The 26,178-nt window shown below is 60.5% G+C and carries 21 protein-coding genes, 1 tRNA gene and 1 pseudogene; 11 read left to right on the plus strand and 12 right to left on the minus strand.

Translation table 11 applies throughout. The features are described 5' to 3' along the window. Positions 1 to 65 precede the first annotated feature (65 nt). Complete coding sequence (locus NRG23_RS12060) at positions 66 to 1,178, plus strand: enoyl-CoA hydratase/isomerase family protein (RefSeq protein ID WP_038630829.1); 1,113 nt, start codon at positions 66 to 68, stop codon at positions 1,176 to 1,178. Positions 1,179 to 1,235: 57 nt separating this feature from the next. Here NRG23_RS12060 and NRG23_RS12065 read toward each other — a convergent pair whose 3' ends face one another. Further along, positions 1,236 to 1,661 carry a hypothetical protein gene (locus NRG23_RS12065; protein WP_081001216.1) on the minus strand — a complete coding sequence of 142 codons (426 nt, stop codon included), beginning with the start codon at positions 1,659 to 1,661 and terminating at the stop codon, positions 1,236 to 1,238. Positions 1,662 to 1,933: 272 nt separating this feature from the next. On the opposite strand from NRG23_RS12065, the gene NRG23_RS12070 reads away from it, so the two are divergent. The 6 genes from NRG23_RS12070 to NRG23_RS12095 all read left to right on the plus strand — a co-directional run bounded on the left by NRG23_RS12070 (position 1,934) and on the right by NRG23_RS12095 (position 7,883). Beyond that, positions 1,934 to 3,421 (plus strand): sensor domain-containing diguanylate cyclase, encoded by a 1,488-nt coding sequence (locus NRG23_RS12070; protein WP_257374663.1) that lies wholly within the window; start codon positions 1,934 to 1,936, stop codon positions 3,419 to 3,421. A gap of 7 nt (positions 3,422 to 3,428) precedes the next feature. Next, positions 3,429 to 3,647, plus strand: a complete 219-nt coding sequence (locus NRG23_RS12075) for a cysteine-rich CWC family protein (protein ID WP_029526103.1) — start codon at positions 3,429 to 3,431, stop codon at positions 3,645 to 3,647. 33 nt (positions 3,648 to 3,680) lie between these two features. After that, a complete protein-coding gene (locus NRG23_RS12080; protein ID WP_009047473.1) occupies positions 3,681 to 4,373 on the plus strand; it encodes a pseudouridine synthase in 693 nt (230 codons plus the stop codon). 353 nt (positions 4,374 to 4,726) lie between these two features. After that, on the plus strand, positions 4,727 to 5,611 hold the full coding sequence (locus NRG23_RS12085) for an alpha/beta fold hydrolase (RefSeq protein ID WP_009047472.1): 885 nt from the start codon (positions 4,727 to 4,729) through the stop codon (positions 5,609 to 5,611). Between the two features lie 202 nt (positions 5,612 to 5,813). Continuing rightward, positions 5,814 to 5,887 (plus strand) — tRNA-Gly (locus tag NRG23_RS12090). Between the two features lie 529 nt (positions 5,888 to 6,416). Continuing rightward, positions 6,417 to 7,883, plus strand: coding sequence for a hypothetical protein (locus tag NRG23_RS12095; protein ID WP_124339698.1), 1,467 nt, complete (start codon positions 6,417 to 6,419; stop codon positions 7,881 to 7,883). A 520-nt stretch (positions 7,884 to 8,403) separates the two neighbouring features. On the opposite strand, the gene NRG23_RS12100 is transcribed toward NRG23_RS12095, so the two are convergent. After that, positions 8,404 to 8,832, minus strand: coding sequence for a type II toxin-antitoxin system HicB family antitoxin (locus NRG23_RS12100; RefSeq protein WP_124339697.1), 429 nt, complete (start codon positions 8,830 to 8,832; stop codon positions 8,404 to 8,406). A 192-nt stretch (positions 8,833 to 9,024) separates the two neighbouring features. Continuing rightward, entirely contained in the window at positions 9,025 to 9,207 is a 183-nt protein-coding gene (locus NRG23_RS12105; RefSeq protein ID WP_124339696.1) for a type II toxin-antitoxin system HicA family toxin, read from the minus strand. A gap of 225 nt (positions 9,208 to 9,432) precedes the next feature. Between NRG23_RS12105 and NRG23_RS12110 the strand changes: the two genes are divergently transcribed. After that, the gene (locus NRG23_RS12110; RefSeq protein WP_124339695.1) at positions 9,433 to 10,074 is read left to right on the plus strand and encodes a hypothetical protein; all 642 of its coding nucleotides are present in this window, start codon (positions 9,433 to 9,435) and stop codon (positions 10,072 to 10,074) included. On the opposite strand, the pseudogene NRG23_RS12115 reads toward NRG23_RS12110, so the two are convergent. Further along, positions 10,071 to 10,730: pseudogene (locus tag NRG23_RS12115) on the minus strand (hypothetical protein); the annotation flags it as partial. The gene NRG23_RS12110 and the pseudogene NRG23_RS12115 overlap by 4 nt on opposite strands. A 582-nt stretch (positions 10,731 to 11,312) precedes the next feature. On the opposite strand from NRG23_RS12115, the gene NRG23_RS12120 reads away from it, so the two are divergent. Then, positions 11,313 to 14,600 carry an autotransporter outer membrane beta-barrel domain-containing protein gene (locus tag NRG23_RS12120; RefSeq protein WP_257374664.1) on the plus strand — a complete coding sequence of 1,096 codons (3,288 nt, stop codon included), beginning with the start codon at positions 11,313 to 11,315 and terminating at the stop codon, positions 14,598 to 14,600. A 249-nt stretch (positions 14,601 to 14,849) separates the two neighbouring features. Beyond that, a complete protein-coding gene (locus NRG23_RS12125; protein WP_135006308.1) occupies positions 14,850 to 15,764 on the plus strand; it encodes an SGNH/GDSL hydrolase family protein in 915 nt (304 codons plus the stop codon). Positions 15,765 to 15,797: 33 nt separating this feature from the next. Here NRG23_RS12125 and NRG23_RS12130 read toward each other — a convergent pair whose 3' ends face one another. Both NRG23_RS12130 and NRG23_RS12135 read right to left on the minus strand, forming a co-directional pair. Then, complete coding sequence (locus NRG23_RS12130; RefSeq protein WP_028681774.1) at positions 15,798 to 17,576, minus strand: bifunctional diguanylate cyclase/phosphodiesterase; 1,779 nt, start codon at positions 17,574 to 17,576, stop codon at positions 15,798 to 15,800. Positions 17,577 to 17,810: 234 nt separating this feature from the next. After that, on the minus strand, positions 17,811 to 18,701 hold the full coding sequence (locus NRG23_RS12135; protein WP_135007088.1) for a LysR family transcriptional regulator: 891 nt from the start codon (positions 18,699 to 18,701) through the stop codon (positions 17,811 to 17,813). Positions 18,702 to 18,803: 102 nt separating this feature from the next. Here NRG23_RS12135 and NRG23_RS12140 point away from each other — a divergent pair, with 102 nt between their 5' ends. Further along, positions 18,804 to 19,466 (plus strand): NADPH-dependent F420 reductase, encoded by a 663-nt coding sequence (locus tag NRG23_RS12140; protein WP_009047467.1) that lies wholly within the window; start codon positions 18,804 to 18,806, stop codon positions 19,464 to 19,466. A 177-nt stretch (positions 19,467 to 19,643) separates the two neighbouring features. On the opposite strand, the gene NRG23_RS12145 is transcribed toward NRG23_RS12140, so the two are convergent. From NRG23_RS12145 to NRG23_RS12170, 6 genes are all read right to left on the minus strand, one after another. Beyond that, entirely contained in the window at positions 19,644 to 19,985 is a 342-nt protein-coding gene (locus tag NRG23_RS12145; RefSeq protein ID WP_135006307.1) for a YXWGXW repeat-containing protein, read from the minus strand. 182 nt (positions 19,986 to 20,167) lie between these two features. Further along, positions 20,168 to 20,698, minus strand: a complete 531-nt coding sequence (locus tag NRG23_RS12150) for a GNAT family N-acetyltransferase (RefSeq protein WP_135006306.1) — start codon at positions 20,696 to 20,698, stop codon at positions 20,168 to 20,170. An 84-nt stretch (positions 20,699 to 20,782) separates the two neighbouring features. Next, positions 20,783 to 21,622 (minus strand): DUF2971 domain-containing protein, encoded by an 840-nt coding sequence (locus tag NRG23_RS12155; protein WP_016702115.1) that lies wholly within the window; start codon positions 21,620 to 21,622, stop codon positions 20,783 to 20,785. Between the two features lie 175 nt (positions 21,623 to 21,797). After that, entirely contained in the window at positions 21,798 to 22,811 is a 1,014-nt protein-coding gene (locus NRG23_RS12160; protein ID WP_257374665.1) for an Ldh family oxidoreductase, read from the minus strand. Between the two features lie 133 nt (positions 22,812 to 22,944). Beyond that, complete coding sequence (locus NRG23_RS12165; RefSeq protein WP_124339689.1) at positions 22,945 to 24,519, minus strand: aldehyde dehydrogenase (NADP(+)); 1,575 nt, start codon at positions 24,517 to 24,519, stop codon at positions 22,945 to 22,947. 35 nt (positions 24,520 to 24,554) lie between these two features. Continuing rightward, complete coding sequence (locus NRG23_RS12170; RefSeq protein ID WP_124339688.1) at positions 24,555 to 26,123, minus strand: APC family permease; 1,569 nt, start codon at positions 26,121 to 26,123, stop codon at positions 24,555 to 24,557. Between the last annotated feature and the right edge of the window lie 55 nt (positions 26,124 to 26,178).

Consider the following 26,178-nt stretch of genomic DNA (forward strand, 5'->3'; position numbering starts at 1 on the left):
CGCAGAACCGCCACTTTCGCCTATAGCGATCATACTGAACGCTCAAATTCCCGATCGAGGTCACGATGAATCTGCACTTCGAAGAACTCACCGGCACCGATGGCGCACGCATCGCAATTGCCAGCCTGGATGCCGAACAATCCCTCAACGCCTTGTCCCTGCCGATGATCCATCTGTTGAGCGACCGCCTGGAAGCCTGGGCCAAGGACCCGCAGGTGGTCTGTGTGCTGTTGCGCGGCAACGGCGCCAAGGCCTTTTGCGCCGGCGGCGAAGTGCGCAGCCTGGTCCAGGCCTGCCTGGCCCACCCCGGCGAAGTACCGCCGCTGGCCGGGCAGTTCTTCGCCGCGGAATACCGCCTCGACTACCGCCTGCACACCTACCCGAAACCGCTGATCTGCTGGGGCCACGGCTATGTGCTCGGTGGCGGCCTGGGCCTGCTGCAAGGCGCCAGCATTCGTATCGTCACACCGAGCAGCCGCCTGGCGATGCCGGAAATCAGCATCGGCCTGTACCCGGATGTCGGCGCCAGCTGGTTCCTCTCGCGCCTGCCGGGCAAGCTCGGGCTGTTCCTCGGCCTGACCGGCGCGCATATGAACGGTCGCGACGCCATCGACCTGGGCCTGGCCGACCGCTTCCTGCGGGACGACCAGCAGGAAGCGCTGATCGACGGGCTGCTGCAACTCAACTGGCAGGAGCAGACGCCGATGCAGCTCAACAGCCTGCTCAAGGCCCTGCAACAGGAAGCCATGGCGCAGATGCCCGCGGCCCAGTGGCTGCCACGGCGCCAGCAAATCGACGAGTGGCTGGACGTCAGCGACGTACGCTGTGCCTGGCGCGCCATCAGCCAGCTGCACAATCACTCGGATGCCCTGCTCGCGCGGGCGGCGAAAACCCTCGGCGAGGGCTGCCCGCTGACCGCCTGCCTGGTCTGGGAACAGATCCAGCGGGCCCGGCACCTGTCCCTGGCCCAGGTGTTCCAGATGGAATACACCCTGAGCCTGAACTGCTGCCGGCATCCTGAATTCAGCGAAGGGGTGCGGGCGCGCTTGATCGACAAGGACCACAAGCCCCGCTGGCACTGGCCGGACATCAACAGCGTTCCCGCCGCCGTGGTGCAGGCGCATTTCCACAAGGCCTGGGAAGGCCGTCACCCCTTGGCGGATCTGTCGGACTTCTAAAAAAGCCAGCCATGAAAAAAGCGGCGCACCAGGCGCCGCTTGTTCGTTGTGGGCAGATCAGCGGTTGTGATGACGGTCACGACGGTGATCGTCGCGGCCGCGATCGCTCCAGTCTCGACCGCCACGCCGGCCGTCATGGTCGCGGCGGCCGTCATGACGCCGATAGTCGTTGTTCCAGCCCTGGCGGTGGCCATCCCAGCCACGGTTCGGGTAGGCGCGATAAACCGCCCGCGGAGCCGATTGGTAATACCGCGGCTGGTAGTACCGGGGCGCTGGCTGATAGTAGCGAGGCGCAGGTTGGTAATAACGCGGCGCGTAATAGCCGCGGCCGGAAGAATAATAGGAGCCGCCGTAGTAGACCGGCGCCGGCGTCGTATAGACCTCAGAGCGGTAGTAAGTGGAACCTCCGTCGTAGTCGTAATAGGGAACGCAGGCAGAAAGAGCCAAACCCAGGAACGCAGTGAGAAGAATTCGACGATACATGGCGGCCTCCTGGACCGCTGATGGGCCATGCCAGCGACGCTGGCCGGCGGCAGCCAAGGATGTTCTGGCTGACGGAATATCTGACCGCGAAAACCGGGTCTGGTGCGATTTTGGTTACACCTTGATACAAGTCGCCAGGCGAGGATTTTGGATCCGAGAAGGCCCGGTTTTCGCTGGCTGCGGGCCATTGCTGGCGAGCTATCAAATCACGCCGCTACTCGTCGACGCAGCCACTAGAATGCTTGCATCGGGTCACTGCCAGGGAATCGCCCATGCCGCTTAGTTCCCCGCTGTATTCGCAGCGCTGGTTGATCATCACGCTCATCGTGCTGCTGGGTGGCGGTTTTATGGCCACGTCCTTGCTCAGCTATTACGCCTCGCGAACCTCGATCCGCGACAACATCGTCAACACCGAGCTGCCGCTGACTTCCGACACCGTGTATTCGGAGATCCAGAAAGACCTGGTACGACCGATCCTGATTTCTTCGATGATGTCCCGCGATACCTTCATGCGCGACTGGGTGATGAGTGGCGAACGCGATCCCGAGCAGATGACCCGCTACCTCAACGAAGTCATGACCCACTACGGCGCCTACACCGCGTTCTTCGTCTCCAACAGCACCCTGACCTACTACCACGCCAAGGGCGTGCTGAAAAAAATCGCCCCTGATACCCCTCCCGACGCCTGGTATTTCCGCGTCCGCGACATGGCCACCCCGTATGAAATCAACGTCGATCCGGACCAGGCCAACCAGAACAACCTGACGTTTTTCATCAATTACAAGGTCTACGACTACCAGGACAATTTCATCGGCGTTGCCGGTGTCGGCCTCAAGGTGGATACGGTGGTCAAGCTGATCGACCGCTACCAGCAGCGTTATCAGCGCAGTGTGTATTTCGTCGATACCCAGGGCCGGATCGTCCTCACCGGGGCCGAAGGCGGTCCGCAGGGCGCGCGGGCCGGCCAATCGCTGTCCGAACTGGAAAACCTGCGCGACCTGCAGGCCAGGCTGCCCAAGCCTCACAGCGGCAGCTACGAGTACAGCGCCCCAGACCAGCGGCACTTCCTCAATGTGCGTTTCATTCCCGAGCTGAATTGGTACCTGTTCGTCGACAAGCACGAGGGCAGCGCCCTGGGCGATATCCGCCGCTCGCTGTACCTCAACCTGCTGATCTGCCTGGTCATCACCCTGATCGTGCTGGCCCTGCTCAACGGCGTGGTCAGGCGCTTCCAGCGCAAGATCGAAACCCAGGCCACCCTCGACAGCCTCACCGGCCTGCACAACCGCCGCGGCTTCGACCTGCTGGCCGCCCAGGCCATGCTCGAAGCCCAGCGCGAGCCCAAGCCGCTGACCGCCCTGCTGCTGGATCTGGATCACTTCAAACGCCTCAACGACACCTATGGCCACCTCACCGGCGACCAGGTGCTGAGCGGCTTCGCCCGGCACCTGGAAAGCTGCCTGCGCAAATCCGATATCGTTTGCCGTTGGGGCGGCGAAGAGTTCATCGTGCTGCTCAAGGACACCGACAGCGCCACGGCGCTGAAGATCGCCGAGAAAATCCGCCTGCTGATCGAGCAACAGCGCTACGCCTATAAGGGCAAGAACATGCAGCTGACCGTCAGTATCGGCGTGACCACGCTGCAGGCGGACGATACCCTGCACAGCCTGCTGTCGCGCGCCGACCATGCGATGTACCGTGCCAAGCAGACTGGCCGTAACCGAACCTGCGTGGAAATGCCTCACTCCCGTTATGAATGAACCGACCCTGAACAGCCCCAGCCTCTGCCCGGCCTGCGGCGCCCGCAACGACTGCAGCCTGGCCGACCCGCGTACCGCCGACCAGGCCTGCTGGTGCTACAGCGTGAGCATCGATCCGGCGGTGCTCCAGGCGCTGCCGCCGGAGCTGCGCGATCGTGCCTGCCTGTGTCCGCGCTGCGCCCGGGTCGAGGCGCAACTGCAAGCGGCCGCCAGGCCGATCCCGTAAGATGCGCAGCCCTTTGCCAGCCTGCCGATAGCCATGCGCGTTGACCGTTTCCTCAGTAACCTGCCCCGCTTCAATCGTCAGCAGGTGCGCCTGTTGCTGGTGGCAAAGCGCATCCGCATCGACGGCCAGGTGGTCAGCGATCCCCACGCCGAGGTGCGCGAATTCAGCCGGGTCGAGCTCGACGACGAAGTGCTGCAGGCCGGCAAGCCGCCGCGCTATTTCATGCTGCACAAACCCATGGGCTGCGTCAGCGCCACCCGCGATCCCGAACACCGCACCGTGCTCGACCTGCTGGACGAACCGGACAAACACGAGCTGCACATCGCCGGGCGCCTGGACTACAACACCACCGGTTTATTGATCCTCACCAACGACGGCAACTGGTCGCGACGCCTGACCCAGCCGCAGACCAAACTGCCGAAGCGCTATTACGTCGAGACCGAACAGGACATAGGCCCGGAGTACGCCGAGACCTTCGCCCGGGGCCTGTACTTCGCCTTCGAGGACCTCACCACCCTGCCCGCCGAGCTGCAGATCCTGGGCCCCCGGTGCGCGCGGCTGAGCATCGTCGAAGGCCGCTACCACCAGGTCAAACGCATGTTCGGCCATTTCGACAACAAGGTCTTGCGCCTGCACCGCGAACGCATGGGACCGCTGGCCCTCGACGAAAACCTGGCGCCCGGCGAGTACCGGCCGCTGACCGATGAAGAAATCCGCCTGATCTGAGCACCTACAATTTCTGTAGCCGCTGTAAGCCATCGACGATGCGATGACCATTCAGCCGAAAGTTGTCGAACAATTTACCAACGGCACTTGCGAGACGGCGTTCTCCCTGCTTGAATCAGTCCGTCGGCCGAAATGTGACCGATGAGTCACGAACATACTTCTAAGAAATCCTTTGCCGTCCGAGCCGCCTGTGCTCATTCCTGTTGTCCGGCAAATTGCCCGCCTATAACAACACCCGTCGACCATCTGTTGCGGATCGACATGGGCTCAAAAATTCCAGGCGTATGCCTACCTGTCACAAATCTCGTGCACCCTCGGTTGCGCGCATACCCGCTTGCCAGGAGTCTTATGACATGAGGCCAGAAATCGCTGTGCTGGATATACAAGGTCAGTATCGGGTTTACACGGAGTTCTATCGCGCAGATGCCGCAGAAAAGACCATCATTCTGGTCAACGGCTCAATGGCCACCACTGCGTCTTTTGCGCAGACCGTGAAGAACCTGCATCCGCAGTTCAACGTTGTGCTCTACGACCAGCCCTACGCCGGTCGTTCGAAAGCCCACAACAGACACGAGAAAATGCTCACCAAGGAAGTCGAAGGACAGATCCTCCTGGAACTGATCGACCACTTCGCCGCCGAGCATGTGATGTCGTTTTCCTGGGGTGGCGCGCCGACGCTGCTCGCCCTGGCACAGCGCCCGCGACGCATCGAAAAGGCGGTGATCAGCTCGTTCTCGCCAGTGATCAACGAGCCGATGCGCGACTACCTCGAACGCGGTGTCGATTACCTCGGCAGCCTGGACCGCGACCGGGTCGGGCACCTGGTCAACGAGACCATCGGCAAGCACCTGCCGTCGCTGTTCAAGCGCTTCAACTATCGCCACGTCAGCACCCTGGCCGAGCATGAATACGGGCAGATGCACTTCCACATCAGCCATGTCCTCAACAGCGACCGCCAGTGCTACCTGAAAGCGGCGAAGAACATCGACGTACCGGTGCTGTTCATGAACGGCGAATGGGACGAATACACCGCCGCCAATGACGCCCGGCTGTTCGGCAACCATGTCCGGCACTCGACCTTCAGCACCATCCAGGCCGCCGGGCACTTCCTCGACATGGAACACAAGGCCGCCTGCCGGGACAGCCGCAACGCGCTGATGGGGTTTCTCAAACCGACCCAGCACACCAGTCGCCCGCGTTATCACTACCTGCAGGACCACCATGCCCTGGCTATCTGAAGTGGCGTCATCGCGAGCAACTCGTCCCCTGCCGCAGGAGCGAGCTTGCTCGCGATAGACCGCAAGACGGTCTTCGCCCCGTCACCGCGATGACGGCGTAGAAGCGTGCCCGTGCACGTCTCCCGCCGCTTCGCAAACACAGGCCCGGTAAAGAAAAACTTCAAATCCGCGCGCACTTCTGGTACAAAGTCAGCCGCTCCGAGCGGGTGTCGTATAATGGCATTACTCCAGCTTCCCAAGCTGATAACGAGGGTTCGATTCCCTTCACCCGCTCCACTATTTTCAAGGCCTCCAGCGGTATCGATGTAGCGTCAGGCGAGACTGGTGACAGTTTTGGTGACAGTTACTCAATATGCGTGGAAGCGCCGGTCAGCATCCCCTCCCTTAGCAATACCCCCGTTTTCAGTTGACCCATGGGAAAAAGGTAATTTTGGTAATGTCCTTTTTCACCACTCTGAAAGCTCAACAAAATCAAGCACTTATAGCCATTCTTCAAAGGTAATAATTGAGTAATAGATAGGTTAGAAAATTACCTATTCATTCAGTAATACCACGCCCTAACAAAACCCAATGAAATCAGGAACTTGGTGAAATATTACCTCCAGCCTTACCGAATATTACCTCTCAAGGTAATAAGTGGAAGCCGCGTCCGGTAAGGGTTCCATCCCATTCCTTGGTCTTCCTTACCAAAATTACCCTTTCGCCTAATCACTTCTAAATTTTCGAGGGCGCCCAGCGTGTGAAAGCTTGATCGTTAACCTTTTGCACCACTGACCTATCCTACGAAGAACGCAGAATGTAAATTATGCTGTTATTCGCTATGGATAACGGCAGGTACAAAAAGATTATGGAAATTTGGAACAGCGACTCGCTGGAGGGTTTCTCCAGCAAATTCGGTATCATTTTGGGTGAGGGCGAAGACCTTCCAAAACAAATAAATGAACTCGAAATAATAAGGGATGATAACTTCGGCATCCATATGATTACGCGATCACACGCGAATGATCGTCCCGAAAGAAAGCAAATCCCTCTCGGCCTCGTTTATCGCTTAGACAATAGCGTCGCTATATCCGGCTATGTGGGATCTGGAACAATACGAAGCTATTCTCAAACAAATGTTAGCATAAAATCCCTTAGCCCAAACCAAGACACAGCCACTACAGCAACATATAACATCGCAGAAATTGAGTATGCAAACTCCGACTCCGAAGCAATCTACACAATTGATCAAATTGCCAACCTACCAGATCACTATATTTGGTGCGATCGTTCTGAAAGTAAAAAATCAGGCGAGCATGAAATTACTTTCCCGGGACAGCCTGAGATAAACATAAAAACCTATCTACCAAGCAACACCAGCTTTACCACAGCATGTGCTAGATTTAATTTCGACGAACACGCCGTTATTATTTGTTCAGTTAAAGACTCATTCATACCTCTTTCAAACCGACCCGGATACATTTATTACAGTGGACATCCAGACAAAGCAACAAGAGAAAAAATCCGGACAAGTCTATCTTTCGCATTCGGATTACCTTTAGTTTATTTCGGTTCCAAATTCTTCACAGAACAAGGAGGGGTTATAGGTTTCGAGGCGGTGACCCCTTCAACCATCGGCGGTAGAGCATGGGATATAGTGTCGCAGCCATTCTCCCCCATCACGTCCAACGGTACGAATTTATTAAATAGTCCCCTCCTTCAAAAGATGGCCACGGGATTTTACAAAAACTACGAGCTTCTTGACCTGCAGAAATTCATTTTCCGACTATGGCATGCAGAGGTTTCGCCACCCTACATGAAAGCTGCTTATTACGGTGCAATGATAGAAACAATTCAAAAACGAGAAATTGAAAGAAGCAACTCAAAGATCAGTCACACCATCGTCGAAAAAGCCCAATATAGGCGCTCAATTAAAGTACTGACGAAGTACCTTCAGAAGCAAGGTATCCCTACTGAAGCGAAGGATCTTTTTCTTAAAAAAATACAAAATGGCAATATGGCACCCCAACGAACTTTAGCCGAGCGTTTCTATAGTTCACTTGGGCTTACGCTTGGAGTTCTTGAAAATGGTGCATGGGATAAGCGCAACAATGCGGCGCACGGAAATGAAGAGTTATCTGTAATCGAAAGTATTCGCTCCACAAAAATACTTAGAATCATACTCGGCAGGATTGTTATTAAACTAACTGAGGGGAGCGAAAAATACATTGACTACTATACATTTGGTCACCCTGTGAGGGATCTGCGCGAACCAATCGTAGAAAGTGACTGACAACAGAATGGGAGGAATATTCGCCAGGGATTTCGCGAGGCTCCATGGAAATGATGTGCAATCGGTGTGAAATCCAAACCCTTGTATAACGAGGGTTTCCAACCTTTAGGCTTAAGGACGAGTCTTTCAAATAGTAGGGTACCACTTAGTAAAAAATTCAGATTTTCGTGCTTTTTTTCAGTTCGCGCTTAGCAAAGCTGGGCATGTGGCTGATATGGCTATTGACTCCTGCTTTCTGCCGCTTTTGAAACGAAGCTGCAAATCCTTGCAAAAGGCTTCACAGATTGAAATTACCCCCTTGCACTCTCCCCCTTGGCGGGCGTGCTTGCCTAAACGGTTCGCATCACTGATGCGATTGCAAAAAACGACGAGATGAAGCCCGCTGGCGGGAGGGGGATAAGTGATTTCTCAGCAGATTTTTTCTCTCTGCAAGAAGTTTTGCTGGGCTGATGCTGCGCATAAAAAAAGCCCTCACCAGCCAAGGCCGTGGGGGCTTGTTTCAAGCGATCTGCCGCTGGGCTTAGGCCGCTTCCATCTTCTCTACGGAAAGCGTAATCCGACGCCCTAGCTCTTGTAGAGCACGCTCAACGTTCTCGATTTTGGAGTGATGGAGAAAGTCGACCAGGCGATCCACCTGAGGTCGATTAACCTCCAAGCGGCGGGCCAACTCGGCTTTGCTCACTCCCGATTCCAGGAGCGTATTCCACAACGCGACTTTCGACGCGGTGAGAGCTGGTAGACGCAACACGACTTCGCCCGTAGCCCCCCCACCAGTTGGGATAGCCCGACGATCATCGACATAAATTGACAAAGCTGTCTCGATTGAATCCAGTGCGCTGTCCAGCGCTTCCTCCAGAGTTTCGCCGGCGGCGTGCATCTCTGGAATCTCTACACATGACAACCAAACGCTGCCCGGCTCTTTGTGAACCTCTAACGTATACTCAAACATAAACGTGACCCCTCCGCGGCTTCCGCGACTACCTCGACTTCCTCGACTTCCTGCCTTCCTGCCTTCCTGCCTTCCTGCCTTCCTGCCTTCCTGCCTTCCTCGGCTTCCTCGGCTTCCTCGGCTTCCTGCCTTCCTTCCTGAATTGCTGATTTCCTGAATTGCTGAATTGCTGACGAGGGGTAAAGCTTGGCCTCAATCCTTGAGGCCCAGCTGTTTGATTATCGACTTTCTCAACCCTTCGCCCATTTCCTTGGCGCCATGGTCGGGAAATACGGTTGACTTACCATCTAGAGAAACTTTGAAGTGGCTACCCTTGCCGGCCTGAAACTCTACGCCTTGGGCCTTCAACCAACGCCGAAACTCACTGTACTTCATCTGTATCCCTCGCCGTTTCGGTGAAGCCATTGTGCATCACTTATGATGCACGTGCAACACTTATGTTGCGCGTCGTTGGAATTCAATCGTAACAAGTTCCGTACAGTCCCCCCGCCATCGTTTTGACATAATTGCCGCAACAGGCGCGGCTCTAGTCCGCGCCTTTCGTCGTTTTGCAGGAGTGGGTTGGTGTCAGAAAGGATTAAAGGCTTGTGCGGGAAAATCATGTTCGACGTGGATGCTGTCTACTGCATTTCGTTGAAAGAGCGCTCAGACCGGCGAGAGCTGTTCCGGGACTCGGTACAAAGCCTTATCCGAAACCCGGTGGTGTTCCATGTCGTGGAGCGGAACGCGGACCCTGTCCGAGGCTGCTATGAGTCGCACCAGGACTTGGCACGGATTGCGCTCGAGCGCGGACTTGACCGGGTATTGATCTTCGAAGACGACGTTGCACCGTATGAGCTGAAAGCGACCCCCATCCGCTGGATCAATAAATTCATCCGTACTCGGCAATTTGAAGCGCTGCACTTGGGGTACAGCATGGGCAGGACCTGGTTAACCTGGTTCCCCTTTATCGCCCGGGGTCGCGTCGTTGCGCTGCACGCCTATATCCTGTCTCGTGAGGGTTGTCAGATCCTGGCGAACACCCCGTACAACGGCACGCCTGTTGACGTGATTTTCAAGAAGCGCATAAAGCAGCACTGCGCCTTCCCGATGCTGTTCCGCCAGCAGCCGGCCACCCTGGCCGGTAGCGACATTGAGACCGAAGTGAAAAACGAGGATGAATGGTGGCAGCGCAATTGGGACAAGCACCGGATCTCGCCAATTAAAAACCTCTGGCGGACGATGCTCAGGCTCAACTTTTAAAGGGTGATTGGCTTCATCTTTCCGCCCAGCAGGTTGGCCTTGGCTGCCGCTGCAGTGAATGCAGCGGCGTTGCCCGGCGGCGGTGTCGGCCCATGGGTGTGAGTCGCCAGATGGTTGTTCATGTCGGCCACCAGGTCGAGCAGATCGCATATCACCTGCAGCGCATTAACCCCTTCTGACCCTATCCAGGTTCTTGGCGCCTGCAGGTGCTGGTTGACGGCCGCCACACTCCGGCGCAGCCCCTGGATTCTCTCCTGCATGTCACCGCCGACGGTGGCGTTATGTTTCTGCCCCACCACCAGATTCAGGTCGCGGCCGGTGGCCTGGTGCAGGTCATCCACGGCCGCCAGGCTTGCGGACCCGCCTGAAAGCAGCTTGAGCGCGCCTAGGGCCTCGATCTTCTTCACTCCACCCACTGACTCGGTCGAATGGTCGTCGATCGTCTGGGTGTGGCTCTGGAACTGCTCGCGGTTGTCCAGGGCCTCCACCTCGCGCTCGATCGCCTTGTCCTGGATCTTGCCATCGGTTTGGCGCAACCAGTTGCCATCGGCATCGACGCGCTGCTGGCAGGCCTCGCTGTGCTGCCAGACCTGATTGCCTTTCGGAACCCGGGGCAAGCTCAGGCCATGCGGCAGAACCTGAGTGATGAAAGGTTTCCCAAGCTGATAACGAGGGTTCGATTCCCTTCACCCGCTCCACTTCCCCATTCCGGGACGTCTCGACCCAAGGCGGACGAGCCTGGAAACGCCGCTACTACCAGGCAGACACGCAAAACCCCATCTCCCCCAATCGACCAAGACTTCCAGCCCACACCAGCGTGATGGTTCTGTTGGGCCTGCCGCGTCAGATATTACTGAAACATCTCAACGAACATCCTTGTCGCAGCCATGGTTTGCCCGATTGTATTGGCAGCCACTGAAGGGTTACGCCGCGGCGGGGCAGCCATTGCCTGCGTTGGAAGCGCTGCGGGAGCCGGGAAAAACACGCTCTGGCCGCCGTGTCATACAAGGCCGTTTTTAAGAACCTTCTTATGTTCTCAGTGCAGAAACGGCGGGGAGAATTGCGCATTCGAACTCGCCGCACACTCACGAATCGTTGACGACTCGTGGAGTCGGCGCAGTCGAGACACTCCTGCCAACCCTTCACGCCCATCGATTCTGTACGAATGAAATCCATCAATATCGCAGTCTGATGATTCGATAATTCGTGTGGAGCGGCGTCCAGCGGAGCCCTACTCCATGACACTGAAGCCGACTCGCCTCTCTCTCGCCATCCTGGCGGTGTTGTTCCCGTCACTCTCCATGACCGCGGCAGCGGCCACCTATCCCAGCATCGACCTGTCCTCGCCCAATGGCGAATCCATGCTGCTCGATCCCGGTGATACGGTGGTCAATCGGCAAGTCGCTCCAGCCATCCTTATCAGTGGGCCCGGCAACGCTCTCGCGGGCGATCGCGTCAGCATCGAATCCGGGATCGCCGATACGGGAGTCGGGGCCACGGGTATTACCCTGAGATCGGGCGGGACACTGGACCTGTCCAATAGCACGATCAACACCCAGGGCTACCGCAATGCCCAAGGCGTAGTGGTGCAGGACGCCGGCAGCAAAGCCGCCCTGAATGGCAACACGATCACCACCGAAGGACAGGAATCCCACGGCGTATACGCCCGCGAGGGCGGCCAGGCCGAAGTCACCGGGGGGACGATCAGCGCCCGGGGCTATGGCGCCCATGGCCTGAATAGTGCGGGAGCAGGTTCGACAATTACCGCTCAAGGCTTGGAAATTACCGCCTGGGGAGCGGAAGCCGCCGCGGTCAATGCCGAGGACGGTGGGAGTATCGTCCTGGACAAGGCCAGGCTGAATGCCAACGACACTGCCACGCAATGGGGCAGCAGAGGCATCATGATCAACCGTGGCTCGGTCACTGCGACCCATACCGATATCCGCACGCTCCGCGGAAGGGGTATCGAGACATCCGGGGGAACGCTTTCGCTCTCCCAAAGCACCATCGACGCCTATAGTTCCGGTGTTCACCTGGGCAGCGCTTCGGGGGCCAGCATCACCCAATCCACGGCCAAGTTGACCGATGTGAAGATTCATTCCGAGGCGGGCTATGGCCTCAACGCACAAAGTGAGAGTCGCGCCACCCTGGAACGCGTACAGATCGACAGCAACGGTTCCCAGGTTTCAGGCATCTGGCTGCCGAGCAAGGCGGTCGTATCCGTCAAGGACTCGACCATCGAGATGACCGGCGCCAATGGCGTGGGTGTCGACAACCGCGCGGGTACTTTCACCATGGACGGCGGTTCGATCACCACCCACGGGACCAGCGGCCACGGTATCTACTCATCCGAAGCCTGGACCGGCAGTGGCGGCCGCGCGACAAGCACCGCTCGTAACGTGGCCATCGAGACCTTTGGCGATCGGGCCGTTGGCGTGTTTTCCCGTACCGCGGTATCCAATATCGAGCTCGAAGGCGGCTCGCTGGCCACCCATGGGAATACCGCCTACGGCATGCTGGTCAATGGCGGTCGCTTGCAGGCCACGGGGACGACAGTACGCACCACGGGAGACTTCGCCACCGGCTTGATGGTGGGCAACAGCGGCGCAGCGGTCACGCTGGACGGCGTTGACATGCGCACCAGCGGTACGGGCGCCGCAGGCATGGTGGTCTACTCGAACACCGCTGGGGTCGACAATGAAGCGACGATCCGCAACAGCCATATCGAAACCGAGGATGGCAATGGCATCGCCGTCAAAGGCTCCGGTTTCATTGCGAACCTGATCGATAGCACGGTCATCGGCAAGTCGCAAAACGGCGGCAATGGCACCCTCCTGCAACTGGATGAATGGACCGGCAGCGACAACGCCAAGCTGAACATCGCCGCGCGTAACGTGCAGCTCAATGCACTGCGCAGCCGCCTCGAAGGCGATGTAGCGATCGATAGCGGATCGGCGAGCCTGAGCTTGCAGGACCATTCCATGCTGACCGGCGCACTGCTCGATCGGAACGGTCAGACCGTGGACAAACTGAGCATCGACGACAGCAGTGTCTGGCGCGTGCGCGGCAACTCGGCAGTAGCGGACCTGGACACGACGGGCAGCGTTTCCTTCGACACCCCTGGAAGCGGTTTCAAGACGCTGGACATCAGCGGCAATCTCAAGGGTGGCGGCCTGTTCGAAATGCGCACCAACATCGGCTCCGGCCAGGGTGACCTGCTGCGTGTCGCAGGCACCGTCGAGGGCAATCACCGCGTACTGGTGGCCAACAGCGGGACCGAACCTGCGACGGCCAATGGCGCCCTGAAGCTTATCCAGACCGAAGGCGGTCCAGGCTCCTTCTCGTTGGCCAACAGGGGCCAGGTCGTGGACGTCGGGACCTACCGTTATGAGCTCAAGCGCGATGACAGCGCAGGCGGCCGACCTACGGACTGGAGGCTGTTGAATACCGGACGAAACGCCCCGGTCGAGCCTCCTGCGATAATCCCCCCTCCAGTAACTCCGCCTCCCGTGGAGCCCCCGCCTGTGCTGCCGCCACCGGTTCCGCCTCTCCCCGTCGATCCGCCACCGGTCACTCCCCCTGGCCCTGACAAGCCGCGGCCGGAACATTTGTCGACGGCTGCCAACGCGGCGATCAACACCTCGGCCGCCAGCACCGCGCAGGCGATCTGGCATGCGGAGTCAGGCACGCTGGCCAGGCGCATGGGCGAGCTGCGTCAGGGCAAGGATCAAGACGGGCTCTGGATACGCAGCTTTGGCGAGCGTCAGAAGCTCGATAACCATGGAGCGCGAGCATTCGAACAGACCGTCAGCGGGATGCAAATCGGCGCCGACAAATCCCTGCCGGTCGAGGATGGCCGTTGGTACATCGGCGGCATCGCCGGCTACAGCTCCGCCGACCGCCACTTCTCGGGCGATGGCTCGGGCAGTGCCAACAGCTATCACCTGGGCGCTTATACCACCTGGTTGGCGGATTCCGGTTGGTACGTCGATGGCGTGCTCAAGGCCAACCGTATACAGCAGGACTTCAAGGTGGAGGCCACCGATGGCCAAAGGGTGAAAGGCAAAACGTCCCAGAACGCCATCGGCGCCACCCTCGAAGCGGGGCGCCAGCTGCAATTGGGCGAGGGCTGGTTCGTGGAGCCGCAGGCTGGCATGGCGGTCGTCCACGTCAACGGCGATAACTATCGAGCCAGCAACGGGCTCGACGTTTCGGCGGGAGCCGGCAATTCACTGCAATTACGGGCAGGCTCCGCGCTGGGTCGCCGCATCGAACTGGCCAACGCAGATTTTATCCAACCCTATGTCAAGGTAGGCCGTGCGCAGGAGTTCAACGGCAAAAGTACGGTGCGCACCAACGGCATCGCCACCCGCACCGACCTGTCCGGTGGCCGTACCGAGCTGGGCCTGGGCATCGCTGCCGCGCTGGGTGCCAGCCACCGCGTCTATGCCGACTATGAATACGCCAACGGCTCGAAGCTGGATAAACCCTGGTCGGTCAGCGCCGGCTACCGGTATACGTGGTGACAGCTCTCTTTGAGTCGACGCACTCATTGCCCGGCAAATACACACGTCCATTCGGTATTTGAAACCGCCCTGGCGTTCGGGCAAAAGGTCGAGGCCCTGCTCGCCCGTTCGCCGCGGTGAGACTTTAGTCGTACAGGTCGCCCACAGGCACGCGCGGACGAGTACGGCTACGCCCAGGTCGCATCCGGTGCATCGGCAGCGCTCGAAACTTCTACGATGGGCCCTCGCCTTTCACCGTAGAGACCGACCATGCGCCAGATCCTGCTCGCTCCCTTGCTCGCACTTTCACTGGTCGCCGGCAGCTGTCTGGCCGGCCCTTCGTTCGATCATCTCTACGCCTTTGGCGACAGCTATTCCGACAACGGCGCCAGCGACCGCTTGACCCGGGACATGCTCGCCCGCCAATTCAAGGATGCCCAGCAGTTGCCCGGCGAGCTGTACTGGCAAGGCCGCTGGAGCAACGGTCCGACCGCCGTCGAAGTGCTTGCCAAAAGCCTGCGGCTGCCCCTCACCGACCACGCCGTTGGCGGCGCGAAAAGCGGCCAGAACAATTACTACGCCTGGATGACCGCATACCGCGACACAGGAGTGAGCGGGCAAATCGACGACTACCTGGCCAACGCCAAAGGCCAGGCCGACCCTCGCGCGCTGTACTTCATCTTCATCAGCGCCAACGACTTTTTCGAGCACGCCGACTTCGGCCACCAGGAGCCGATCGACGAATTGGCCGCCAGCAGCATCGGTCATATCCAGAACGCCGTCAGCCGCCTGGCCAAGGCCGGGGCCAGGCATTTCCTGGTAATCGGCAGCACCGACCTGAGCCATGCTCCGGCAGTGGTGGCCAGCGGGCAGCGCGAACCGGCGCTGCGCTATCAGCAGATACTTGAACGGCAACTGCCGCCGCTGCTGGTGGCCGAGAGCAAAAAGCTCGATGTACAAATCACCTACTTCGACCACATCGCCTTCAGCGACCAGCTGCGCCGCCAGCCTGGCGAACAGGGCCTGACCCAGCTCGACCAGCCGTGCCAGCCGACCTACCCCGAGGTGAAGCCGGCATGCGCCCATCCAGACGAATATTTCTATTGGGATGAATGGCACCCGACCCGCAAGGTTCATGCCCTGGTGGGGGAAGCCATGGCCAAGGCCCTCGGCCAGGCCCACTAAGCCACAGCCGCATCGATGAGCAGCAGCCCTGCCCTAGACGCAGGACTGCAACGGAAAACGATTCGCCCCGCTCCAGGCCAGGAAGCGCTCCTGCAACATCGGCCGGGCGAGGAAATAGCCCTGGGCCTCATCGCAACCGAACGCGTACAGCATCTGCAGACATTTGAAACTCTCGATACCCTCGGCCACGGTGCGATAACCCAGTTCGCGGGCCAGGCTGATGATCGAGCGGGTGATCTTCTGGTGCTGGGTGTTGCGTTCCAGGTCGGTGATCATCGACTTGTCGAGTTTCACCACATTGGCCGGGATCTGATGCAGGTAGGCGAAGTTGCTGTAGCCAGTGCCGAAATCATCGATGGCCACATCCATGCCCAACTCGCGGATGCGCGTCAGCTGCGCCAGGACATTCGGGTTGGAACGTAGCCACTCGCCTTCGGTGATCTCCACTTCAAGCCGCCGCGGGTCGATGCGATGCAGCTCGCAGGCGCGACGGATCAGCTCGGCGATATCCTGGTCCTCGAAATCCTTGGGCGACAGATTGATCGACAGCTTGCTGCTCTCGGGCAGGCTCCAGGTGTGCAGCTTGCTCAGCACCGTGTCGATGACCCAGCGGGTCACCTGATGAATCAAGCCATTGCGCTCCATCACCGGAATGAACTCGGCGGGCGAGATCGGCCCCAGCCACGGATGCTCCCAGCGCAGCAAGGCTTCGGCACTCACCTGGGCCCCGTCGGGCAGGGCGAAGCGTGGCTGGAACATCAGGTAGATCTGGCCACTGCGCAAGGCATCGTTGAGGTCCGAGGCCAGGTTGAACGCGCGGCGCTGGGCATGATCGCGCCCGGCATCGTAGTGCGCCCAGAAGCTGCGCCTGGCCATGGCCAGTTCCAGGGCGAACATGGCCTTGCGCAAGGCATCGTCCACCGACTGGGTATCGATCTCGAACTCCACGGTTCCGGCGCAGACCGTGGGAATCATGGGAAACCCCAGCCCGGGCGGCTGGCGGCGCAGGCGACTGACCAGGGCATCGAGCAACTTGTCGAGTCCTTCGGCCGGCGCCGGCAGCAGGAAACCGAAGCGCTTGACCGACACGTGATAGACCCGCACATGCCGCCCCAGGTACTCCTGCAGGCGCAGCGCGAGAAAACGGATGATGGTCTCGAAAGGTGCCAGCCCCAGGGCCAGGGTCAATTCGTGGGCGACCTTCATGTCCAGGGCATCGATCAGCACCAGCACGCGCTTTTCGCCGAGGTGGTGCTCGGCCAGGTCCCGCAGGTCGCCCTGGAACTGCTCGCGATTGGCCAGGCCGCTGACCGGGTCGCGACGCCGCAGGCGCTGGCGTTGCTCGACCTGCTCCATGACCATCGCCGCCATGTCCCGCAACTGCTGGCGTTCGACGATGCTCAACTGCTGCTCGACCTTGTCGATGATGCACAGGCTGCCGATGGCATAACCGGAGGAGGTCAACAGCGGCGCCCCGGCGTAAAAGCGGATGCCCTGGTCCCGGGTCACCAGCGGGTTGTCGCAAAAGCGCGGATCGAGCGCCGCGTTGCGCACCTCCAGCACCTCGCGGCCTTGCACCGTGAAGACACAGAATGACTGGCTGATGGGGGTCTGCGGCTGATCGAACCCCACCCGCGACTTGAACCACTGGCGATCGCGATCCACCAGGCTGATCAAGGCGGTCGGCACCTTGAAGTACTCGGCCGCCATGCGGCAGATCCGGTCGAAATTCTCGCAACTGGCGGTGTCCAGCAACTCCAGGGCATGCAGGGCGGCCAGGCGCCGCTCCTCGGCAATCGCCTTATCGGGCATACACAACCTCGGGCCGGGATAACGCGATCATCACAATAAACAACCTATTCGCAGGGAGGCTGGAGGGACGCGACGACCTTGAATGCGATAGTGGCATTAGGACATCGCCCTCCAGAATGACTGACGGGCAGGCGCTTGCCAAACCCATCCGTCGGACGAACGGTATCGGTTACAAAAAAGTGCGGTTCTCAAGACCTTCGGTCTAGAGCGCTTTGACGGTTTTCGGCGCTGATCTCAGGCGCCAAAACGTGCGATAGCCGCATCGATGAAGTGCCGCAGCTTGGCGGTCATCTGCCGGTCCGGCCGGTACAGCAGATGCATGGTGCGGCTCGGCGCCTCATAGCCGGGTAGCAACTGCACCAACTCCCCCGCGGCCCGCGCCGGTTCGAGAAAATCCGCCGGCCCCAGGACGATGCCGAAGCCATCCACGGCCGCCGACAGCAGGGCCCTGCTCTCGTTGACCTGCAAGCGGCTGCGCACCTGAACCTCATGCACCTGGCCGGTGCGGCGGAACTGCCATTGGTGGTCCGCCGGCCGGGACCAGTAGACGTACCCCAGGCACTCATGCTGTTCGAGATCGGCCGGCACCCGTGGCGTGCCCCGGGCGGCGAGGTAGGCAGGCGCCGCGCAGGCGATCAGCCGATAGGGCGCCAGCGGCCTGGCGGTGAGGCTGGAGTCGGCCAGTGGCCCGATACGAAAGGCTGCCTCGTAGCCCTCCTCCACCAGGTCGATGTAGCGATCGGTGAGGTGCAGGTCGATTTCCACCTCCGGATGCTCGCGCAAAAACGCCGTCACGAACGGCATGAGGCTGTAGGAGCCGAAGGTCACCGGCGCGCTGATACGCAGCTTGCCCCGGGGCGTGGCGTTCATGATCTGCGCCAGGGAATCGGCGGCCTGGGCCTCGCCGAGGATGTGCTTGCAGCGCTCGAGATAGGCACTGCCCAGCTCGGTCAGGCTTTGCCGGCGCGTGGTGCGGTTAAGCAGGCGCGCGCCCAGCCGCTGCTCCAGCGCCGCGACATGCTTGGCAACCATCTGCGGCGACAGCCCCAGGCGGATCGCCGCACGGGCGTAGGAACCGCTTTCGGCAGCCGCGACAAAGGCCTCCATGCTGGTCAGACGATCCATCATTCAACACTCCCAGTAACGAGACCCAGTACCAGACGCTTATTTATCGCCATCCGGTGGCGAATCATCATAGCCGCTCGACCCTTTCAACGGAGCATGGACATGCGTATCGGCATTATCGGAGCAGGTTTTATCGGGCGCGCCGTGGCGCAACTGGCCCTGGCGGCGGGACATGAGGTGCTGCTCAGCAACTCCCGCGGCCCGCAGACCATGAGCAGCGTGGCCAGCGGCATTCGCGGCAGCCGCATCGGCAGCGTCGAAGACGCCGTGCAGTTCGGCGAGCTGGTGCTGGTGGCCATTCCGCTGGCCCACTACCGCAGCCTCCCCGCGGCCCTGCTGGCCGGCAAGACGGTACTGGATGCCAACAACTATTACCCGGATCGCGACGGCTATATCGAGGCCCTGGACCGCTTCGAAACCACCACCAGCCAACTGCTCGCCGAGCACTTCGAAGGCGCCAGGGTGGTGAAGGTGTTCAATGCCATCCTCGCCCAGGACCTGCTGACCGACGCCCGCCCTGGCGGTGCTGCCGATCGTCGGGCCCTGCCGATTGCCGGCGACGATCCGCAGGCCAAGGCGCAGGTCGTGCAATTGCTCGACGAACTGGGTTTCGACGCTGTCGATGGTGGCGGCCTGGCGGACAGCTGGCGCTTCGAACGGGCCAAACCGGCCTACTGCATCCCGCTGGATAAACCGGGGCTGCGCGCGGCCCTGGCGCAGGCGCAACGCGAGGTCGAACTGCCCGAAGGCTGGTGGCGCTCCTAACGCCAGCAGCATTTGATGTCGATCAGTCAAAGAAAGGGTAGGAGCGAAGCTTGCTCGCGATGGTCGCTAACGATAACGCGCATCTACTGGGTAAACGCGGCGCTCTCAAGTCCATCGCGGGCAAGCCTCACTCCTACAACGGATTACCTTCGCTTTTATAGCTGGGGCTATTCTCGCTCAACTGGCCCAGCCACCCGCATGCAGGTGCCAGCCATCGCCGCGACGCTCCCAGAACGGGTGCACATAATGGTACCCGGGGCGCAACGACTCCCAGTGGCCATGGACCGCCACATACTGCCGGCCATCCCAGTGCCAGTAAGCCCGGGACCAGACATAACCCGGGCGATGCATGGGCTCGACTTCGATGACCCGCACCGGCGGTGGCTGCGACGCAACCACCTCGGTGTACTCCACCGGCGCCGCGCGTTCGACCACCCGCCGCTCATGCACCACCCGTTCCTGCACGCACCCGGAGGCCACTACGACCACCGCCATCAGAGCCGTGTAACGTAACAACATGCTGCCTCCCCGGCGCTTGACGCCGACGTTTGAACTGCTGACAACGCCCCCTGCAACTACCCGGCTCCTGCCAGGCGTACGGAGTGTTTTAACAGCTCGAAACTGTCTGCTTGCTGAACCTGGTAGCGGCAGGCAGACCGCGACAGCGGGGTGGCGACAAACGGCCAGTCAGCGGCGGTAGATCAAGATCGTCGAGCGTCGAAATCCGCCCGGGTCATCTCGAAGAACTTGCTCGGCAAGCCTTCGAACTCACCGTCGCGCACAAAACGAAAACCCACTTTGCGCGCCACCGCCAACGACGCCTGGTTCAAGGCATGGGCATCGGCGACGATGCGTTCGACTCCAGCGCCGAGAAAAGCATGCTCGACGATGCGCCCCGCCGCCTCGGACGCAACCCCCTTGCCCCACGCCCGTCGCACCAGGCGCCAGCCCATTTCCAACTCGGGGCCGACGGCCTCGTAGGGAATGAACGACACCCAGCCGAGAAACTCCTCCGGCGCGGACTTGGCAAAGATCGCCCAGTAACCGCAGTGCTCACCAAAATCGCGCTCGATGCGCGAACGCACGAAATCGCGGTGCTCCTCGCCACCGTCCCAGGGGCCGGGAAGGTAACGGGTGACGTGGGGATCGAGGTCCATGGCGATGCACGCCTCGAAGTGTTCGAGGGTGCGCGGGCGCAGCAACAGGTTGGGGGTTTCGAAGTGGAGGTTCATTTGTCGTGATATCCATATTCCATGACATTGGCAGCACCCAGGGAGCAGCGTGTGCTCAAGAACAACAACACCTGGCATGCGATATCATTTGAGTTCTTTATAATTAAAGCCATAGCCATACGGAGCGACATTATAGAGCTTCACATAAGGAAACTTACTCCGAAACATATCGACCACGTCCTCGCTGTACTTCTCATCCATATTCGGCCCCAGATAAACACCTTTGATAGCCTCATTGGAAATATTGAACAACCCTTCCCTGCCACTCAGGAAGCGGAGTTCCTTTTCATACTCCCAGATCGAATGTTTTCTTAGAATCGATGTCTTGATGTAATCGTCCATTCCCACCTGATGGGGCTTGATGGCATTACGCATGAACTGCGGAAAATCCAGCTCACACATTTCAGGTTCGTAACTGATCAGCTCGTTATCCATGGCGTCATCGCGATTGAGCTCACGAAGCGATCTGTCGAGCACATGAAAGTCAAAGTCTATACACAAGCCGCGGAAGCTTTTCGTGTAGTGAGCCCACATAAGGATTTCATTCGCTCGTTCTGCGACGGTACTTCCAGACATGACTCGGCAGCATGAGAAAGCGGAGAAGGTTTCCATGATGTTTCGGACAGTATCTTTCTCTATCTCGCCAATGGCTTCCACAAGCCCATCATAGTGACCATCAATCTCCAAAGCTTTTCTGTATTCCGGAAGCTCCGCCGGGGCAATGGCCCCTTTAGAAGTGACGACCTCCAGAAATACATTAATAACTTCCTCACGCTCCAGCTTCGAAAAGCGGACATTGCCCTCAAAGGGATCATTCAGATTCTTCAAGTAACTGAACCAGACTTTTTCGTCTTTCAAAGAATCCAAGACATAGTCTTCTGGCGGTAGAAACTTCAACAACTTCTCGATTTTATCAACACTCATCACACTGTCCTTGTTCAACCCGCATAAGGTCCCTATCTAAAAGCCAGGGCAAGAATACAGAAGCCCCACTACACATATCAATGTGATATCACTCAAGCAAAAGCGAACATGCCTTGCGGTTTTTCAGCGGGATAAAGCGCCAGGCAACACGTAAGCCCATTGGTTATGCAGACGCTCAGGACAGTAGCGCCTGAATGTCTTGCCAGAGGGAACGAGGAATCTGCACACCGTGCTCGAGACTGCGCTTTCGAGCCTCGAAACGCCGCTGCGACGGCAGCCGCGCGCCTTGCGCGGTGATGGCCGCGAATAGCCCTTCGGCGCGCGCCAGGCCGTTCTCGTAGTCCTGCCCCAGAAACACCTTCGGATCGAACGCCAGGATCAGTTCGCCATGGCAGGGCGCGGCGCCGACGCCGGCGTCGAAGGCCATGGACTCGGCGCTGGTGAGGTCGCCGATCAGCGCGCCGGCCAGCAGTTCGATCATCGCCGCCAGGGCTGACCCCTTGTGCCCGCCGAAGGTTTGCATGGCGCCTTGCAGGGCCGCCTTGGCGTCCGTGGTGGGCTGGCCCTGGGCGTCGATGGCCCAATGTTCGGGGATGGCTTTGCCTTGGCGCGCGTGCAGTTCGATATCGCCGCGGGCGATGGCGCTGGTGGCGAAGTCGAACACGAACGGCTGGCCCGACGGCCGTGGCCAGGCGAATGCCAAGGGATTGGTACCAAACACCGGTTTGCTGCCACCGGCCGGCGCCACCCAGCTATGGCTGGGGTTCATGGCGATGCCCACCAGCCCTTCGGCGGCGATCGCCTCGACCTCCGGCCACAGCGCCGAAAAATGGAAGCACCGCTTGATCGCCATGGCCGCGAGCCCCTGGCTGCGGGCCTTTTCCGCCAGCAACGGCAGGCCAGTCTGGAACGCCAGCAAGGAATAGCCGTAGTGCGCATCCACCTCCAGCACGCCCGCGGAAATAGACCGCAGGCTCGGTTCGGCCAGCGGGTCGACCTTACCCTCGCGCACGGAACGCACACAGCCCAGCAGGCGATACACCCCGTGGGAGTGGCACTCGTCGCGCTGACCCTGGGTGATGACCTCGGCAATAGCCCGGGCATGGGCATCGGACAGGCCGTGGCGGGTCAGGACTTTGAGGGATAGTGCCTGGACTTCGGCAAGGGAAAGGGTAACGAGATCGGACATAGGGACTCCTGGTCCGGTGGCGACAGTCAAGGCCGGGGAAACCCGACCCTATTGGGTTGAAGGTGAGATCGCCGAAGGCCTGCGGCCTTATCGTCCGAACGCGGCCCGAACCTTCGGCAGCGGCTACAGACTCTCAACGCGGCCGTTCACCGTTGAGGCGCTGCGGAACCTGCCAGGGGTTGTCGCTGCGCAGGGCCTGCGGCAGCAGTGCTTGCGGCAAGTCCTGATAGGACACCGGACGCAGGAAACGCTGGATCGCCAGGCTGCCCACCGAGGTGGTGCGCGTGTCCGAGGTGGCGGGGAACGGCCCGCCATGGACCATGGCATGGCCGACTTCGACACCAGTGCCAAAACCGTTGACCAGAAGGCGGCCGGCCTTTCGCTCCAGCAACGGCAGCAGTTCCCGGGCTTGCGGATGGTCGTCGTCACTCAGGTGCAGGGCGATGGTCAGCTGACCTTCCAGGCTCGCCAGCAGCGCCTTCATCTGGGCCGCATCAGTGCAGCGCACGAGCAACGAGGCCGGGCCGAAGACCTCTTCCCGCAACTCAGCCCTGGCCATAAAGGCCGCCGCCGACGTGGCGAACAGCGCAGCCCGGGCCTGATAACGCTCGCCCTCGCCGCCCTGCCCCAGGCAGTCCACCTCGGCATGCCGCAGCAGCCGCTCGACACCCTGGCAGTAGCTAGCGTGGATGCCCGGCGTCAGCATGGTCTGCGCCGGCGCCACCTTGAGCGCCGCGGCCGCCGCGGCTTCGAATGCCCGCAACGCCGGGCTGTCGACGGCGAGGATCAACCCCGGGTTGGTGCAGAACTGGCCGGCGCCCAGGGTCAGGGAGCCGACAAAGGCCTTGGCAATTTCCTCTCCTCGCTCGGCCAGCGCATTGGCCAACAGCAGCACCGGGTTGATCGAACTCATCTCGGCATAGACCGGGATCGGCTCCTCGCGGGCCGCGGCGATCTGCATCAGCGCCACACCGCCGCTGCGCGAACCGGTAAAACCCACAGTCTTGATCCGCCCATCCGCCACCAGCCCCTGGCCGATGCTGCGGCCGGCATCGAACAGCAGCGAGAACACCCCTTCCGGCAACCCGTGGCTGTGCACCGCCTGCTGGATCGCCTGCCCTACCAGTTCCGAAGTGCCGGGGTGCGCCGAATGCGCCTTGACCACCACCGGGCAACCGGCGGCCAGCGCCGAGGCGGTGTCGCCACCGGCCACGGAAAACGCCAGGGGGAAGTTCGAGGCACCGAACACCGCCACCGGCCCGATGGCGATCTGACGCAGGCGCAGATCCACCTTGGGCAAGGGCTGGCGCTCCGGCTGGGCCGGGTCGATGCGCGCCTCCAGGAAACTGCCGTCGCGCACCACCACCGCGAACAAACGCAGTTGGCCGACCGTGCGCCCGCGCTCGCCTTCCAGGCGGGCGCGAGGCAGGCCGGTCTCGCTCATGCAGCGCTCGATCAGCTCGTCGCCGAGGGCGAGGATGTTGCTGGCGATGCTCTCGAGGAACGCCGCCCGTTGTTCCAGGCTGGTTTCCCGATAGCGGTCGAACGCCGCTTCGGCCAGGGCGCAGGCGCGCTCCAGGTCATTCGGGCCGGCGCCGCCAAAACTCGGCGCCAGGACCTCGCCAGTGGCGGCGGCCAGCGCATGCACTTCGCCGTGGCCGCCACGCACACGGGCTTGGCCGATCAGCAGTTGTCCTGTTACAGGCATGGGTTACCTCTCCGAATAGATGGTATGAACAGCGGTCATTCGTCTTCCCCTTCCAGCACCAGCTTGCTGCCCGGTACCCCGGTATTGGCGCCCCAGTAGTAGATGCACAGGGCCATGAGCGTGACGGCCAGGGTGTCGTAGGGATGGGTCAGCGTACCGATACCGCCGAAGCTGCCCAGGTAGGAAATGACGATGGTCAGGGCGTAAAAGGCGATCAGCCACAGGGACGAGCGCACCTGTTCGCTGAGGCTCAGGTGGTCGGTGGGTACCAGGCGCTTGCAGCCCAGGTAGATGACGAACATCAGGATCTGCAGGCCCAGCAGCCAGGACACCGTGCCCCAGCCGGACCAGTAGACGATCAGCGCGGCGATGACAAAGGACACCGGCCCCAGCAGGCCGAAGCCGCTGACCCGGAACGGCCGCGGCAGGTCCGGCGCGCTCTTGCGCAGCGCCGCCACGCTGATCGGGGCAATCGCATAACTGAGCACCAGGGCCGCCGACACCACATTGATCAGCGCCTCCCAGGACGGGAACGGCAAGGTCCAGAACACCGACAGGCCGAAGGTCAGCCACAGCGCCGGGCGCGGGATGCCGGACTGCTCGTCGATGCGGGTGAAGATCTTGAAGAAGGTCCCGGTCTTCGCCCAGCCGTAGACCACCCGTGGCGTGGCGTTCATGTAGATGTTGCCGCAGCCGCTGGGGGAAATCACCGCGTCCGCCACCACCAGATAGGCCAGCCAGCCGACGCCCAGGGTCAGGGCGATGTCGCGGTACGGCAGGGAGAATTCCTTGCTGATGCTGCTCCAGCCGTTGGCCAGCATGTCGGTGGGAATGCTGCCGAGGAACGCCAGTTGCAGCAGGCCGTAGATCAGGGTCGAGAGCAGCACCGAAAGGATCAATGCGATGGGAATGGTGCGCTGTGGATTACGCACTTCGCTGGCCACCGAAATGATCGGCGTCAGGCCCAGGTAGGCGAAGATGATACCGCCGGCGGAGACCGCCATTTCGATGCCGGACAGGCCGAAGGGGGCAAAGCCCTGGACGTGGAAATTGTCCGGTTTGAAGAAGGTGAACAGCACGCCGATGACCAGCAGCGGCACGACGAACTTGAACAGGCTGATGAGGTTGTTGGACTTGGCGAAGGTCTTGACGCTGGAGTAATTGAGCCAGAAGAACAGGCACAACAGGGCGAATTGCACCAGCCAGCCGAGAATGGTCGGGTTGCTGTTGCCGGCATGGGTCAGCCCCGGAAACCAGGCCGCCGCGTATTGCCGCGCCGCCACCACTTCAATGGCCACCAGGCTGGAAAACGCGATCAGTGTGATAAAGCCCATCAGGTAGCCCAGCAACGGCCCGTGGGAGAACACCGGATAGCGCACCACCCCGCCCGCTCGCGGCAAGGCCGCGCCCAGTTCGCAATAGACAATACCCAGCAGCAGGACGGCGAAACCGCCGAGCAGCCAGGAGAAGATCCCCGCCGGCCCGGCGATGGCCGAGACATGGCTGGCGGCGAACAACCAGCCGGAGCCGAAGATCGCCCCCAGGCCGATGAAGGTGAGGTCAACCAGAGAGAGCTGTTTCTTGAATTTGCCTTGGCCTGACATAGGCGCGCCTTCTTATTGAGTTATTGGAGTAGGCAGATCGAATGTCGCGCCGGCC

The organism is Pseudomonas sp. T8, from assembly GCF_024610635.1.
GTDB lineage: Bacteria > Pseudomonadota > Gammaproteobacteria > Pseudomonadales > Pseudomonadaceae > Aquipseudomonas > Aquipseudomonas chlororaphis_I.